This window comes from Tistrella bauzanensis (assembly GCF_014636235.1).
GTDB lineage: Bacteria > Pseudomonadota > Alphaproteobacteria > Tistrellales > Tistrellaceae > Tistrella > Tistrella bauzanensis.
The window spans coordinates 142,360-155,944 of sequence record NZ_BMDZ01000001.1; the positions used below are offsets into that span (position 1 = coordinate 142,360).

General features: G+C 67.7%; 14 protein-coding genes. 7 read left to right on the forward strand and 7 right to left on the reverse strand.

The genetic code is table 11. The annotated features are described in order from the left end of the window. Positions 1–15: 15 nt before the first annotated feature. Positions 16–777, reverse strand: coding sequence for an enoyl-CoA hydratase-related protein (locus tag IEW15_RS00585; protein WP_188574008.1), 762 nt, complete (start codon positions 775–777; stop codon positions 16–18). Between the two features lie 109 nt (positions 778–886). Here IEW15_RS00585 and IEW15_RS00590 point away from each other — a divergent pair, with 109 nt between their 5' ends. The 3 genes from IEW15_RS00590 to IEW15_RS00600 all read left to right on the forward strand — a co-directional run bounded on the left by IEW15_RS00590 (position 887) and on the right by IEW15_RS00600 (position 3,111). Continuing rightward, positions 887–1,825 (forward strand): LysR family transcriptional regulator, encoded by a 939-nt coding sequence (locus tag IEW15_RS00590; protein ID WP_188574009.1) that lies wholly within the window; start codon positions 887–889, stop codon positions 1,823–1,825. Positions 1,826–2,001: 176 nt separating this feature from the next. Continuing rightward, positions 2,002–2,736, forward strand: coding sequence for an SDR family oxidoreductase (locus tag IEW15_RS00595; protein WP_188574116.1), 735 nt, complete (start codon positions 2,002–2,004; stop codon positions 2,734–2,736). Between the two features lie 87 nt (positions 2,737–2,823). Continuing rightward, the gene (locus IEW15_RS00600; RefSeq protein ID WP_322111473.1) at positions 2,824–3,111 is read left to right on the forward strand and encodes an Atu4866 domain-containing protein; all 288 of its coding nucleotides are present in this window, start codon (positions 2,824–2,826) and stop codon (positions 3,109–3,111) included. 29 nt (positions 3,112–3,140) lie between these two features. On the opposite strand, the gene IEW15_RS00605 is transcribed toward IEW15_RS00600, so the two are convergent. The 6 genes from IEW15_RS00605 to IEW15_RS00630 all read right to left on the reverse strand — a co-directional run bounded on the left by IEW15_RS00605 (position 3,141) and on the right by IEW15_RS00630 (position 8,871). Next, a complete protein-coding gene (locus tag IEW15_RS00605) occupies positions 3,141–4,193 on the reverse strand; it encodes a zinc transporter ZntB (protein WP_188574011.1) in 1,053 nt (350 codons plus the stop codon). Positions 4,194–4,224: 31 nt separating this feature from the next. After that, positions 4,225–5,019, reverse strand: coding sequence for an ABC transporter permease (locus tag IEW15_RS00610; protein ID WP_188574012.1), 795 nt, complete (start codon positions 5,017–5,019; stop codon positions 4,225–4,227). Further along, on the reverse strand, positions 5,006–5,779 hold the full coding sequence (locus IEW15_RS00615) for an ABC transporter ATP-binding protein (protein WP_188574013.1): 774 nt from the start codon (positions 5,777–5,779) through the stop codon (positions 5,006–5,008). The genes IEW15_RS00610 and IEW15_RS00615 overlap by 14 nt, the downstream gene beginning before the upstream one ends. A gap of 14 nt (positions 5,780–5,793) precedes the next feature. Next, complete coding sequence (locus IEW15_RS00620; RefSeq protein ID WP_188574014.1) at positions 5,794–6,873, reverse strand: ABC transporter substrate-binding protein; 1,080 nt, start codon at positions 6,871–6,873, stop codon at positions 5,794–5,796. A 181-nt stretch (positions 6,874–7,054) separates the two neighbouring features. Then, complete coding sequence (locus IEW15_RS00625; protein WP_188574015.1) at positions 7,055–8,461, reverse strand: FAD-binding oxidoreductase; 1,407 nt, start codon at positions 8,459–8,461, stop codon at positions 7,055–7,057. A gap of 131 nt (positions 8,462–8,592) precedes the next feature. Beyond that, on the reverse strand, positions 8,593–8,871 hold the full coding sequence (locus IEW15_RS00630) for a hypothetical protein (RefSeq protein ID WP_188574016.1): 279 nt from the start codon (positions 8,869–8,871) through the stop codon (positions 8,593–8,595). A gap of 198 nt (positions 8,872–9,069) precedes the next feature. Here IEW15_RS00630 and IEW15_RS00635 point away from each other — a divergent pair, with 198 nt between their 5' ends. The 4 genes from IEW15_RS00635 to IEW15_RS00650 are packed head-to-tail and all read left to right on the forward strand — an operon-like array spanning position 9,070 to position 13,523. Next, on the forward strand, positions 9,070–9,615 hold the full coding sequence (locus IEW15_RS00635) for a pentapeptide repeat-containing protein (protein WP_229707719.1): 546 nt from the start codon (positions 9,070–9,072) through the stop codon (positions 9,613–9,615). After that, a complete protein-coding gene (locus IEW15_RS00640; protein ID WP_188574017.1) occupies positions 9,606–11,150 on the forward strand; it encodes a bifunctional metallophosphatase/5'-nucleotidase in 1,545 nt (514 codons plus the stop codon). The genes IEW15_RS00635 and IEW15_RS00640 overlap by 10 nt, the downstream gene beginning before the upstream one ends. A 49-nt stretch (positions 11,151–11,199) precedes the next feature. Further along, positions 11,200–11,766 carry a putative glycolipid-binding domain-containing protein gene (locus IEW15_RS00645; protein ID WP_188574018.1) on the forward strand — a complete coding sequence of 189 codons (567 nt, stop codon included), beginning with the start codon at positions 11,200–11,202 and terminating at the stop codon, positions 11,764–11,766. 26 nt (positions 11,767–11,792) lie between these two features. Further along, positions 11,793–13,523 (forward strand): IlvD/Edd family dehydratase, encoded by a 1,731-nt coding sequence (locus IEW15_RS00650; protein WP_188574019.1) that lies wholly within the window; start codon positions 11,793–11,795, stop codon positions 13,521–13,523. Positions 13,524–13,585 lie beyond the last annotated feature (62 nt).

Consider the following 13,585-nt stretch of genomic DNA (forward strand, 5'->3'; position numbering starts at 1 on the left):
GCTCATCGACACCCGTCAATCCCGTTTGAGAAAGCGCCGCATGGCAGCCTGCGCCGTCTCAGTGCGGGCAAGCTCGGCGACATGGGCCATTTCGGCCGCATAGCCCGCGACCAGCGGCATGTCCTCCACCTCGCGCAGACAGGCAAGCGCATGGCCGATGGCGACCGGATCCTTGCCGGATATCTCCCGCGCCAGGGCCAGCGCGTCGGGTAGCAGGGCTTCAGGAGCGGTCACCGGCTCGATGGCGCCGCGGCGGGCAAGCTCGGCGGCCGGCAGCGGCCGGCCGGTCAGCAGCATGCGTGACACGGTGGAATGCCCCAGCAGCCGCATGGCATGGCGTGCGCCGCCCAGCATGCCGACATTGATCTCGGGCAGGCCGACCATGGCATTGTCGGCTGCCAGGATGACGTCGCAGCAGACGGCGATACCAAGCCCGGCCCCCAGTGCTGCGCCATTGATCGCGGCGATCCATGGTGTCTTCCGGTGGGTGAGGGCCTCGTAGAGCGCCACGCCATGCATCAAGGGGCCGGGGCGGCCGGCCTCGATCGCGTCGAGTTCTTCGGCAAGATCCAGCCCGGCCGAGAAGCAGCGCCCCTGGCCGGTCAGGACCACAGCGCGGATCGCAGGGTCGGCATCGATCTCGGCCACCAGCCCGATCAGCCGTTCCAGCGCTGCGCTGTCGAGGGCGTTGACCGACGGCCGGGCAAGAGTGACGGTGGCGACGGCACCGTCGCATGTGACGAGAACGGGTGTGGAGACATGGGGTATCGACTGCATGGCGGGCGTGTTCCTCGGCGGGCGCATTCGTGCGTCTTCATGGCTCCCGATTGGAAATCATCCGCCGCCCTGAGACAATGCCGCATCGTTCAGGTCAGGGAGGCAGAGGATGACCCCGTCCAGCCAGGGGGTGGAATATGCGCAGTTGCGCGCCTTCGTGGAAGTGGCCGAGCAGGGCGGCTTCAGCCGGGCGGCCGAGCGGCTGGGCGTCACGCCGTCATCGTTGAGCCAGACGATCCGGGCGCTGGAGACGCGGCTGGGTGTGCGGCTGTTCAATCGCACCACACGCAGCGTGGCGTTGACGCCACCCGGTCAGGCCCTGTTCAACCGCCTGCGGCCGGCCATGGACGAGATCGGTGCCGCGGTGGAGATGGCGAGCCGGGCCGGCGGGCGGGTCGCTGGAACGGTGCGGGTGCATGCCGCCCGTGTCGCGGCGGCCAGACGGATCGAGCCGATGCTGGCCGCGTTTCACGCCGCCCATCCCGATGTGGTGATCGACCTGACGGTGGACGACGCGGTGGTCGATATCGTCGCCGGCGGCTTCGATCTGGCGATCCGGCCCGGAGAGGTGGTGGAGAAGGACATGGTCGCGGTGAGGCTGGGCGGTGATCATCGTCAGATTCCGATGGCCACACCCGATTACCTTGCCCGCCACGGCCGGCCGGCGGAGCCGGGGGATCTGACCGCTTATGCCTGCATCCGCTGGCGTTGGGACGGGCGCAGCCAGCCCTATGACTGGGAATTCTGCCGCGATGGCGTCTGGTTCGCGGTCAGCGTCTCAGGGCCGCTGATTGTCAATGACCGGCGGATGATGCTCGATGCCTGCCTTGCTGGCATCGGCATCGCCTTTCTGACCAATGAGGAAGGCGCCCCGCATATCGCGGCCGGGCGGTTGGAGCCGATGCTTGAGCCGTGGTGTGCGGCCTATCCGGGGTTCTTCCTGTGCTATCCACGCCAGCGCCAGATGGCACCGGCGCTGAGGGCCTTCATCGACGCCGTGCGGGCGGTGGAGGTCGATTATACCATTCTGGCTAACAAGTCCTGGTGAGAGCCGGGCGATTATATCCGGCCGTCATAAGCGGTATCTCTGAGAGCGAGGGGCATCCGGTCATCACCGGCCTGCCCCGCGCCGCGTCATACAGGGCCAGCGTCACACAGGGGACTGATGCTATGACCAGTCAACCGATATCACCCGCATCCGGAACCATGCATCCGGTGACGCCCATGGCGGGTGTCGCCGGTAAGATCGTGCTGATCACCGGCGCCAGCAGCGGCATCGGCGAGGCGACCGCCCGTATCCTGGCCGCCGCCGGCGCGGTGGTGGTGCTGGGCGCGCGCCGCGCCGACCGGCTGGACCGGCTGGCCGATGCCATCGCGGCCGCCGGCGGCACTGCCCGGGCCCGCGCGCTCGACGTCACCGACCGCGCCGACATGATGGCCTTCGTCGATGCCGCCCGTGCCGAATTCGGCCGGATCGACGTCATCGTCAACAATGCGGGCGTGATGCCGCTGTCGCCGCTGGCTGCCTTGAAGCTGGATGAATGGGACCGGATGATCGACGTCAACATCCGGGGCGTGCTGCACGGCATCGCGGCCGTGCTGCCGGCGATGACGGAACAGGGCACGGGCCAGGTGATCAATGTGTCGTCAATCGGCGGTCATGCGGTCAGCCCGACCGCCGCGGTCTATTGCGCGACGAAGTTCGCGGTCGGCGCTATTTCAGACGGGTTGCGCCAGGAAACCGACCGCATCCGGGTGACAGTGATCTCGCCCGGCACCGTGACGTCGGAACTGGCCGGGACCATCACCGACGACACCGCCCGCGCGGCGATGGAGAGCTTCCGGCGGATCACCATCGAGCCCGACGCCATCGCCCGCGCGATCCGCTTCGCCATCGCCCAGCCCGATGATGTCGATGTCAGCGAAATGATCGTCCGGCCGACCGCCAGCCCCCACTGACCGGCCCCGGCCTTCAGATATGGAGAGCGTTTCATGTCCATTCGTCTGGCAGGTATCGCCATGGCGGCGGTGATTGCCACAACCGCCATGGCCCAGGCACAGCAGGAGACCGGCACCATGACCAAGCCCGGAACGGCGCGCAGCCACCCATATGTCGGCATGTGGGTGACGGAGGATGGCCGCATCCGCCATGAACTGCTGGCCAATGGCCGCTATGTCGAGGCGCGCGGCAATCGCGAGGCCGCCTATCAGGGCGCCTACACCATCACCGGCGACCATATCGACTATGTCGACGACACCGGCTTTACCGCCGACGGCGATTTCATCGACGGCGTGCTGTATCACGGCGGCATGGTGCTGTACCGGCGGCCCTGACCACCGGTCCTGCATGCCGGCCCTGGCGGTCAGATCCAGCGCAGGCGCCGGAACAGCCAGAGCTGGATCGCGACCAGGATCGTCAGTGCCGCGCACAGAATGGCGAAGGCCGCCGGATGGCCGGCGCCGGGAATGCCGCCGACATTCACGCCCAGCAGCCCGGTGACCACACTCAGTGGCAGCAACACCGCCGACAGGATGGTGAGCAGATAGACCGTGCGGTCGGTCCGCTCGGCGATCCGCGCCTCCCATTCACCCTGGGCGAGCAGGGTGCGTTCGCGGATGGCCTCCAGATCCTCGACCATCCGGGTCAACTGGTCGGCGGTCTCGCGCAGGTCCAGGCGGTCGGCATGTCCGAAGGGGCTGGGGTCCAGGATGGCCAGCCGCGACAGGGCCTCGCGTTGCGGCGCCATATAGCGGCGGAGCGCGATGGTTTCGCGGCGCAGTTCCGCCAGCCGCGCCCGGGCACGGCGGATGCCGCCGGGCCTGTGGGCGGTGCGCGGGCTGGTGCCGCTGGCGGCGGCGGCATCCAGCGCCTCGTCTTCCAACTGGTCGATCTCGTCTTCCAGGCGGTCGATCTCGACCCGCAGGCGGGTCATCAGCCGGTCGGCGAGTTGCGCGATCACCCCGCCCGCATCCAGCGGACCATCGGCGCCGGCCGCCAGCGCCTCGGCCATGCCGCGGGCGGCCATGATCCGATAGCGCCGGGTGGTCAGCGTGATGCCGGGGGCGGCCCAGGCGCGCACCGACACCAGATCGAAGGCATCCATCCCCGGATTGAGGTTCAGCCCGCGCAGATTGATCACCAGTCCATCGCCGAACCGGTCGGCGCGCGGGCGGGTTTCCTCGGCCAGCAGGGCTTCGGCAGCCTGTGGCGGAATGCCGGCGGCATCCAGCCAGATCCCGACCTCGGCGGCGGTGCGGTCGACATGCAGCCACAGGGGCGGGCCGCTGCCATCGCGCGCGGCACGTGTGGCGGCAGGCAGATCGGCGGCAGGCACGGCCCGGCCGCCGCCCTGGCCATCCAGGGCGAAGGCATAGACAAGGCCGCGATCGGTATCGGTGTCGGAGGCGGGTGTCATCGTCGTGCCCTCAGGCCGTGAACCTCCAGGATCAGCGCCAGCGCAGCAGGCGCTTCTCGATCAGCCCCAGCAGCCCGGCCACGATCAGACCCAGCAGCGACAGCACCACCACGCCCGCGATCAGCAGATCGGTCTGCATCAGATTGCCCGCCGCCAGAACCAGCGCGCCCAGGCCGTATTGAGCGCCGATCATCTCGGCCGCCACCAGCAGGATGATGCCGATCGAGGCCGAGACCCGGAATCCGGTCAGGATGGCGGGCAGGGCCCCCGGCAGCACGATCCGGGTCATGATCCGCCAGGGGCTGAGGCCGAAGCTCTGGCCCATGGCGATCAGGCTGCGCGGCACATTGGCAACTCCGCCAGCGGTGTGGATGACGGTCGGGAAGAACACGCCGAAGGCGATGGTCGCCACCTTCGACGGCTCGCCGATGCCGAACCAGATGATGAACAGCGGCAGCAGCGCGATCTTGGGGATGGGAAACAATGCCGAGACCACCGGCATGCCCATGGCACGGGCGACCGAGAACAGCCCCACCGCCAGCCCCAGCGCCACACCCGCCGTGACCCCGATCGTCCAACCGGCGCCCAGCCGGAACAGCGAGGCCGAGAGATGGCGCCACAGATCGCCGGTCTCGATCAACCGGGCCAGGGATGCCAGCACGTCGCCCGGTGGCGGCAGGGTCAGCGGTCCGATGAAGCCGGTGCGGCTGCCCACCGCCCAAAGCGCCAGCAGGCAGATGAAGAACACGGCGGTGATCACCGGCATGCGGCGGGGCCGGAAGCCACCGCCGCGGAACGGGACCGGACGGATGTCACGATCGGACATTGGCAAGCTCCCGGTCGGCGGTTGCGGCCTCGTCGCGGATCGATTGCCACAGCCGGTCGGTGATCACGGCCAGATCGGCCGCGGCGCGGGCGCGATCGGCGATGGCGATATCGATGTCGACCACGTCGCGCACCCGGCCGGGGCGGCGCGACAGCACCACCACCCGATGCGCCAGGCGGACGGCTTCGGCAAGATTATGGGTGACATAGAGCGCGCTGAACGGCGCGCGGCCATGCAGGGCCACCAGATCGTCCATCAGCAGATCGCGGGTCTGGGCATCCAGCGCCGATAGCGGTTCATCCATCAGCAGCACGGCCGGATTGACCGCCAGCGCCCGGGCGATACCGACCCGCTGGCGCATGCCGCCCGACAACTGGCGGGGCAGGGCGCCGGCGAAATCCGACAGGCCGGTACGGTCCAGCGCATCGGCCACACGGGCGCGACGCTCCGCCCGCCCCAACCCGCGCCCTTCCAGCGGCAGGGCGACATTGGCCGCGACGCTGCGCCAGGGCAGCAGGGCGAAATCCTGAAACACATAGGTCAGCGGGTTGAGGCATCCGGCGGGCACGTCGCCTGCCATCGCCACCCGCCCCGCAGACGGCCGGATCAGGCCGCCCGCGATGGCGAGCAGGGTGGATTTGCCGCAACCCGACGGGCCGACCACGGCCACGATCCGACCATCATCGACCTCCAGATCGATCGGACCCAGGGCGTGAAGGTCATCATAGCTGTGGACGACCGCATCGAGGATCAGGCGCATCGGTTGCCTGCGCCCTATCTGGCGGCGGTGACGGAAAAGCCGCCATCGACGAAGCTGGTATCGATGAAGCTTGCCGGATCGACCGAGGCATCGACCAGATTGCGCGCCTGATACCAGTGGACCTGTTCGGCGATATCGGCCGCATCGAACCGGCCCTTGGGCTCGATGAACATGGCGCCGGCCTTCACGCCCGCGTCATTGGGCTTATCCGGATAGACATATTTGTTGATGATGTCGACCACCGGCTGGGTCTCGGGGCCGAACACCCGGTTGCCCTCGGCGTCGACCGCATTCAGCGTGGCATTGTAATCGGCCGAGGCACGGATATAGGCGCGCACGAAGCGTTCCACCATGTCGCGACGCTCGGCGACGTTCTCGGTGGAGGTGAACAGCCCGCCCAGTTGGTAGGGCGCATAATCGGCGACCTGGCCCAGGCTTCTGGCGGCACCGCTGTCGACCAGCCCCTTGGCGATATGGGGCACGATGATCATGGCGTCGACCTGACCGGTCTTCAGCGCCGCGATCATGTTGGGCACCGCCTGAAGCGGCTTCAGATCCACCTTATCCAGATCGAAGCCCCGCGCCTCGGCCAGCTTGCCGGCCATATAGTGGAAGGACGAGCCCACCTGCGTCATGGCCAGGCTGTGGCCGGGGAAGTCGTCGACGCTGCGGAACCCTGCCTCCCAGGCCTGGTTCGACACCAGGATCGCCGATCCCTCATGGCCCGCAATCTCGGCCGACTGGCCCGCGATCACCTTGACGGCACCCTTGCCGGCCAGATTGAAGAAACCGGCGGTGAAGGCGGTCACGCCGAAATCGGCATCGCCCGAGGCGATCGCCACCGCCACCGGCTGGGCGGCGCGGAAGAACTCGATCTCGACATCGAGCCCTTCATCCTCGTAATAGCCGCGCTCCTTGGCGATGAACAGCGGCGACGACGACACGAAGGTGAGGGCCGCGACCTTGATCTTGTCGCCGGCGGCTTCGGCGCCGTGGGGCAGGGCGGTTGCAAGGGCTGCGGCCGCGACCGACAGGCCGAGGCTCTTCAGAAGACCACGGCGTGTCAGCCGTGACAGGATGCGGTGGGTGCTCATGTCGGGACGGTTCCCCCCAGGATCGTTTCTTGGGACAGGCTGTTCTTGAGACAGGCTGCCGGTCGTGCGGCGTGGGCGAGCAGTCTAGGCGCGGCCTGCCGGTGCCGTCACCCCGCGAATGACAACGCCCGCGAGCCTTGCCGCGGGCGTTGATCGGTTGGCGTCGATGATCGCGCCCTGGTCAGGGACGCAGCACCTTGCCGGGATTCATGATGCCCTGCGGGTCCAGCGCCTGCTTGATCTGGCGCATGACCGAAATCGCCTCGCCATGTTCGGCGATCAGGAAGTCGCGCTTGCCAAGGCCGATGCCGTGTTCGCCGGTGCAGGTGCCGCCCATGGCCAGCGCCCGTTCCACCAGCCGGTCGTTGATCCGCTGGGCCTCGACCAGATCGGCCGGATTTTCGGGGTCGACCAGCAGCACCAGATGGAAATTGCCGTCGCCGACATGGCCGACCATCGGCGCGATCAGCGTCGAGGTTTTCAGATCCTCCTGGGTTTCCAGGATCGCATCGGCCAGCCTTGAAATCGGCACGCAGACATCGGTGGGCCAGCCCTTGGAGCCGGGCCGCAGGCGCAGCGACGCGTAATAGGCATTGTGGCGGGCCTGCCAGAGCGCGTTGCGGTCTTCGGCGAGGGTCGCGAACTTGAACTCGCCGCCGCCATGCTCCGAGGCGATCGCCTGGACCATTTCCGCCTGCTCGACCACCCCTGCCTCGGTGCCGTGGAATTCGAAGAACAACGTCGGCTGCACCGGATGATCGAGCTTGGAATAGGCATTCACCGCCTTGACCGACAATTCGTCGAGCAGTTCCACCCGCGCGATCGGCACACCCATCTGGATGGTCTGGATCACCGTGCGCACGGCGCCTTCCAGGCTGTCGAACGGGCAGACCGCGGCCGAAATCGCCTCGGGCACGCCATAGAGCCGGAGGGTGACTTCGGTGATCACGCAGAGCGTTCCTTCCGAGCCCACGAAGATGCGGGTGAGGTCATAGCCGGCCGAAGACTTGCGGGCGCGGCGCGCGGTCTTCACGATCCGGCCATCGGGCATCACCACGGTCAGGGCCAGCACGTTCTCGCGCATCGTGCCATAGCGCACGGCATTGGTGCCGGAGGCGCGGGTGGCGGCCATGCCGCCCAGCGAGGCGTCGGCGCCGGGGTCGATCGGGAAGAACAGTCCCGTGGTCTTCAGATGCTCGTTCAACTGCTTGCGGGTGACGCCGGCCTGAACGGTCACGTCCAGATCATCGGTCGACACGCGCAGGATGGCATTCATCCGGCTCATGTCGATGCACACCCCGCCACGGGTGGCGGCGACGCCACCTTCCAGCGACGTGCCGGTGCCGAAGGGGATCAGCGGTACGTCGTTTGCAGCACACAGCTTGACGATCGCCGCCACCTCCTCGGTGGTCTCGGGGAAGACCACGACATCCGGCGCCTCGACCTCGTGATAGCTCTCATCGCGGCCATGCTGGTCGCGGACCGCCTGGGCGGTCGACATCCGGTCGCTCAGGATGGCGGCGAGTGCCGCGAGGAAGCCGTCATCGACGGCGATGGCAACGGGCTTGGCGGGGGCGGCGATGGCCATGGCGATGGATCTCCGGAAGACGGGAAGCCTGTAATCGGTCGTTGGACCACAGCTTGTCCCTCCGGGCAACCGGCGCCAACCATTTTCGACAGGCCGCACCATCCAGGCTGCGATCGCGTCTCTGGTGCCGGCTATCGTTTGTCGGCCGGATCATCAGTTGTGGGTTCAGGGACCACGTCCACCACGGCGATATTGATTCCCGCCACCGGCGCGGCACCGTCGCCGGCATCGCCGGCCGGGGTGAGCGCGGCATCACCGGCATCGGCCAGGAGGACGTCGGTGATCTGGTCGTTCACGGCGGTTGGAAAGGCATCGGCGGGAAGGATGGCATCGGCTGGATGAATGGTTTCTTTGGAGGGATCGCCCGATCCCGGCGCCGGATCGGGCGCGGCCTGCTTATCCTCTGTCATGATCGGTGCCCCTGCCTGACTGGTATGGCCTGATGGCGGGATGATGCCCCATACACGCTTCATGAACGCATGACGGGATGCCGGTATCAAGCGACCAGTTGGCACAGTGGTGGCCTTCGGTCTGGGCGGACGCGGCCGCGCACTATATGTTGATGCAGATGCCGTGTGATGGATCGGCCAGATGAGGCATGCCCCCTGATGACCCACCAGACCCGACCGACTGCATCGGGCAGCACCCGCCATTGGGGCGCGGTGCTGGCCGTTGCGGCCGCCCTGACCCTGCCAGCCATGGCGCCAGCGCCGGCGCGGGCCGGATGCAGCGATCCCGGCCGGCCCGATGTCGACTGGACCGACTGCTATTTCGACGGCCGGCCGATGCAGAATATGAACCTTCAGGGCAGCCGGCTGCGCAAGGCGTCGTTCACCCGTGCCGATGTGACCGGCACCGATTTCTCTGGCGCCGATCTGCGCGAGACCAAATTCGTCTCGGCCATCGCCGAAGAGGCGGTGTTCGCCGGCGCCAATATGATCACCACCGATTTCACCCGCGCCAAGGCGCGCGGTGCCGATTTCTCCGGTGCCGATCTGCGCCGGACCCGCTTCTACCGCGCGGATCTGCGCGAGGCCAATTTCACCGGTGCCAATCTGGGCGGCACCGATCTTTACAATGCCGATCTGACCGGCGCGATCTGGGTGGACGGCCAGACCCGCTGTGCTGAAGGGAGTGTCGGCCAATGCCGTTGATTTGCCGGTCGCTGATCCACCGGTCGCTGATCCACCGGTCGGTGGCATCACTGCTGGTCGGTGCGACACTCGCACTTGCCACCATTCCGGCGGCACAGGCGGAGACGGTGACGCTGCGCTTCGTGCAGACCAACGACATCGACCGCATGGAGGATAAGGACGGGCAGGGTGGTTTCGCCCGCCTGAAAACGGTGCTGGATCGGGTTCGGGCAGAAGGGCCGGCCTTCTTCATCCATGCCGGCGACACCATTTCGCCGTCGCTGCTCTCAGGCATCGACCAGGGCCGGCACATCATCGAGATCCTGAACCGGATGCCGCCGGATGTGATGGTGCCGGGCAATCACGAGTTTGATTTCGGCGCCGATGTCTTTCGCGCGCGCATGGCCGAGGCCCGCTTCGACGTGGTGGCATCGAATGTCCGCGAGGCCGATGGCAGCCAGCCGGCGCATACCATGGACCACAAGATCGTTGAGGTCGACGGCATCCGGGTCGGTTTCTATGGCCTGACCACGGAAACCACGCGGGTTCTGGCCAAGCGCAGCCCGATCAGCTTTGCATCCAGCCTCGACACCGGCCGGGCGCGGGCGCGGGCCCTGCGTGAGATGGGGGCCGATTTCGTGGTCGCGGTGGCCCATACCCCGATCGATATCGACATGCGGCTGGTGCGTGATGGCGGGACCGATCTGATCCTGTCGGGCCATGACGAACATCTGCTGGTGTTCCACGATGGCCGGGTGGCGCTGGCCGAGGCGCAGTCGCAGGCCGATCATGTGGTCATCACCCGCATCGACATCGACAAGACTGTGACCGGCAGGGGCGCGGGCGTCACGTGGCAGCCGCGATTTGAAATCGTCAACACGGCCGGCATTGCCCCCGATCCTGAGATCGCGGCGCTGGTGCGGTCTTATACCGACCGGCTGGGGCATGAATTGTCGGCGGTGATCGGCCGGACCGACACCCGCCTCGACACCCGCCGGGCGGCCGTGCGGGGTGGCGAGGCCGCCTTCGGCAATCTGATAACCGATGCGATGCGGGCGGCGGTTGGCGCCGATGTGGCATTGATCAATGGTGGCGGCATCCGTGCCGACCGGATCTATGAACCCGGCACGGCGATGACCCGCGCCGACATCCTGGCGGAGCTGCCGTTCGGCAACCGCACCCTGAAGGTCGAGGTGACCGGCGCCGAACTGAAGGCGGCGCTGGAGAACGGCCTGTCGGGCATCGAGGATCTGGCCGGCCGTTTCCCGCAGGTCTCGGGTCTGACCGCGCGGATCGATCCGCGTGAAGCGGTCGGCATGCGGGTGCTGGACCTGGCGGTGGGCGGCGAGGCGGTCGAGCCCACGCGCATCTATACCCTGGCCACCAGCGATTACCTGGCGGCGGGTGGCGACGGCTATGCCGTGCTGACGGCGGCAGAACCGGTGATCAACCCATCCGATGCCCAACTGACCGCCAATCAGGTGATCGACCATATCGCGGCGGCGGGCACGATTGCCCCCGCGGTGGAGGGGCGCCTGACCGTTTCGGCGCCCTGACGGCCGCGCTGCCGCCGACCCACCCGCCTTTCGCGTGGAGATGACGACGATGCCCGATATCATTGCCCGCTGGGAAAGCCAGTGCGGCACCGGCCTTGAACATCTGGTGCTGAAATTGCGGCCCGAGGGCGCCACCGCCGAAAGCGTGGTCATCGGCACCGCCGATGACCCGGTCGCTGTGCGCTATCGCATGGTGATCGATGCCGGCTGGCGGGTACAGGAACTGCGCGCGGAAGCCGTGGGTACCAATCGCCGGCTGCATCTGCTGTCGGACGGGGCAGGGCATTGGCGCGATGGCGACGACCGGCCGCTGCCCCATCTGGACGGTGCCATCGACATCGATCTGTCGATCAGTCCGTTCACCAACACGCTGCCGATCCGGCGGCTGGCGGCGGCGGCCGACGGCCCCGATCCGGCCTTAGGCATCGACATCGTCACCGCCTATGTCAGCGTGCCCGACCTGGATGTGATGGCCGATCCGCAGCGCTATACCCGCATCGATGCCGGCGGTGTCTGGCTGTATCAGTCGCGCGACAGCGATTTCCGGCGCGAGATCAAGGTCGATGGTCACGGGCTGGTGGTCGACTATCCGGGGCTGTTCCGTCGCGTGCTCTGAACCTGCATGAAAATAGGTCCACGCCCATGACCGACGACATCGACCGCGTGGCACCGCAGGGGCTCGCCCGCGGCCTGACCAATTATGGCGACCGCGATTTCGCGCGCTATCTGCGCCTGTCGATGGCCCGGGCCATGGGCCATTCGTCCGCCTTGCTGAACAAGCCGGTGGTGGGCATCGCCTCGACCTATAGCGAGTTCAACAACTGCCATCGCGGCGTGCCGGAACTGGTGACGGCGGTGAAGCGCGGCGTGCTGGCGGCAGGCGGCCTGCCGCTGGAATTCCCCACCATCTCGCTGGGCGAGGTGTTCCTCAACCCCACCAGCCTGTTCTTCCGCAATCTGATGGCGATGGACACCGAAGAGATGATCCGCGCCCAGCCGATGGATGCGGTGGTTCTGGTCGGCGGCTGCGACAAGACCGTGCCGGCCCAGTTGATGGGCGCGGTGTCGGCGGGATTGCCCACCGTGCAGGTGGTGACCGGGCCGATGATGACCGGCCGCTGGCGGGGGGAACGGCTGGGCGCCTGCACCGATTGCCGGCGGTTCTGGGCAAAATTCCGCGCGGGCGAGATCGATGGCGACACCATCGCCGAGGTCGAGGGCAACCTCGCCACCACCGCCGGCACCTGTGCGGTGATGGGAACCGCCAGCACCATGGCCGCGATCGCCGAGGCACTGGGCATCATCCTGCCCGGCACCGCCGCGATCCCCGCCGTGCATGCCGACCGCATCCGTGCGGCCGAGGCATCGGGTACGGCGGCCATGGCGCTGATCCGCCAGGGCATCACCATCCGCGATATCATCACCCCCGGGTCGGTGGAAAACGCGCTGCGCGTGCTGCTGGCGATCGGCGGCTCGACCAATGCCATCATTCACCTGACCGCCATTGCCGGGCGCGCCGGCATCGACATCGATCTGCATCGGCTCAACCAGTTGTCGGATGCCACGCCGGTTCTGGTCGATCTGAAGCCGACCGGGCCGTTCTATATGGAAGACCTGCATGCGGCTGGCGGCATCGGCGCGGTGCTGCGCGAACTGGCGCCGATGCTGAACCTCGACTGCCTGACGGTTTCGGGGGAAACGCTGGGCGAACGCCTGGCCGTGCCGGCACCCTATGTCGACCGGGCGGTGGTGCGGGCAAGAGCCGCCCCCTTGCAGCCGGAAGGCGGGCTGGTCGCCCTGTTCGGCTCGCTGGCCCCGCGCGGCGCGATCCTGAAGCGCGCGGCCGCCGACCCGGCCCTGTTCGAGCGCGAGGGCAGGGCGGTGGTGTTCACGTCGCTTGAAGACCTCGCCGCCCGCATCGACGACCCCGATCTCGACGTCGCGGCCGATGATTTCCTGGTGCTTCAAAACGCCGGACCGCTGAGCCCGTCGGGCATGCCGGAAGCCGGCTATCTGCCGATTCCGAAGAAGCTTGCCCAGGCCGGGGTGAAAGACATGGTCCGGATCTCGGATGCCCGGATGAGCGGCACCGCCTATGGCACGATCGTGCTGCATGTGGCCCCGGATGCGGCCTCCGGCGGTCCGCTCGCGCTGGTCAGGACCGGAGACCGCATCCGACTGTCGGTGAGCGACCGCCGCATCGACCTTCTGGTCGACGATGCCGAGCTGGCGCATCGCCGGGCCGCGACCGTGCCGACTGCGATCACCCCGGCGCGCGGCTATGCCCGGCTCTATGCGCAGGAGGTGTTGCAGGCCGATCAGGGCTGTGACTTCGATTTCCTGAGGGCGGAGCCGTCCAGACCCGCGCCATAGCGGGCCTGGATCGCGAACCCGGGCGGCTGAATTTGGTTGTATAGGGAACATGGCCCGTGATC

Bases quoted from the DNA above. Each gene is read 5' to 3' on its own strand.
- IEW15_RS00585 (WP_188574008.1), bottom strand. From the start codon at position 777: ATGCAGTCGATACCCCATGTCTCCACACCCGTTCTCGTCACATGCGAC.
- IEW15_RS00590 (WP_188574009.1), top strand. From the start codon at position 887: ATGACCCCGTCCAGCCAGGGGGTGGAATATGCGCAGTTGCGCGCCTTC.
- IEW15_RS00595 (WP_188574116.1), top strand. From the start codon at position 2,002: ATGGCGGGTGTCGCCGGTAAGATCGTGCTGATCACCGGCGCCAGCAGC.
- IEW15_RS00600 (WP_322111473.1), top strand. From the start codon at position 2,824: ATGGCCCAGGCACAGCAGGAGACCGGCACCATGACCAAGCCCGGAACG.
- IEW15_RS00605 (WP_188574011.1), bottom strand. From the start codon at position 4,193: ATGACACCCGCCTCCGACACCGATACCGATCGCGGCCTTGTCTATGCC.
- IEW15_RS00610 (WP_188574012.1), bottom strand. From the start codon at position 5,019: ATGTCCGATCGTGACATCCGTCCGGTCCCGTTCCGCGGCGGTGGCTTC.
- IEW15_RS00615 (WP_188574013.1), bottom strand. From the start codon at position 5,779: ATGCGCCTGATCCTCGATGCGGTCGTCCACAGCTATGATGACCTTCAC.
- IEW15_RS00620 (WP_188574014.1), bottom strand. From the start codon at position 6,873: ATGAGCACCCACCGCATCCTGTCACGGCTGACACGCCGTGGTCTTCTG.
- IEW15_RS00625 (WP_188574015.1), bottom strand. From the start codon at position 8,461: ATGGCCATCGCCGCCCCCGCCAAGCCCGTTGCCATCGCCGTCGATGAC.
- IEW15_RS00630 (WP_188574016.1), bottom strand. From the start codon at position 8,871: ATGACAGAGGATAAGCAGGCCGCGCCCGATCCGGCGCCGGGATCGGGC.
- IEW15_RS00635 (WP_229707719.1), top strand. From the start codon at position 9,070: ATGACCCACCAGACCCGACCGACTGCATCGGGCAGCACCCGCCATTGG.
- IEW15_RS00640 (WP_188574017.1), top strand. From the start codon at position 9,606: ATGCCGTTGATTTGCCGGTCGCTGATCCACCGGTCGCTGATCCACCGG.
- IEW15_RS00645 (WP_188574018.1), top strand. From the start codon at position 11,200: ATGCCCGATATCATTGCCCGCTGGGAAAGCCAGTGCGGCACCGGCCTT.
- IEW15_RS00650 (WP_188574019.1), top strand. From the start codon at position 11,793: ATGACCGACGACATCGACCGCGTGGCACCGCAGGGGCTCGCCCGCGGC.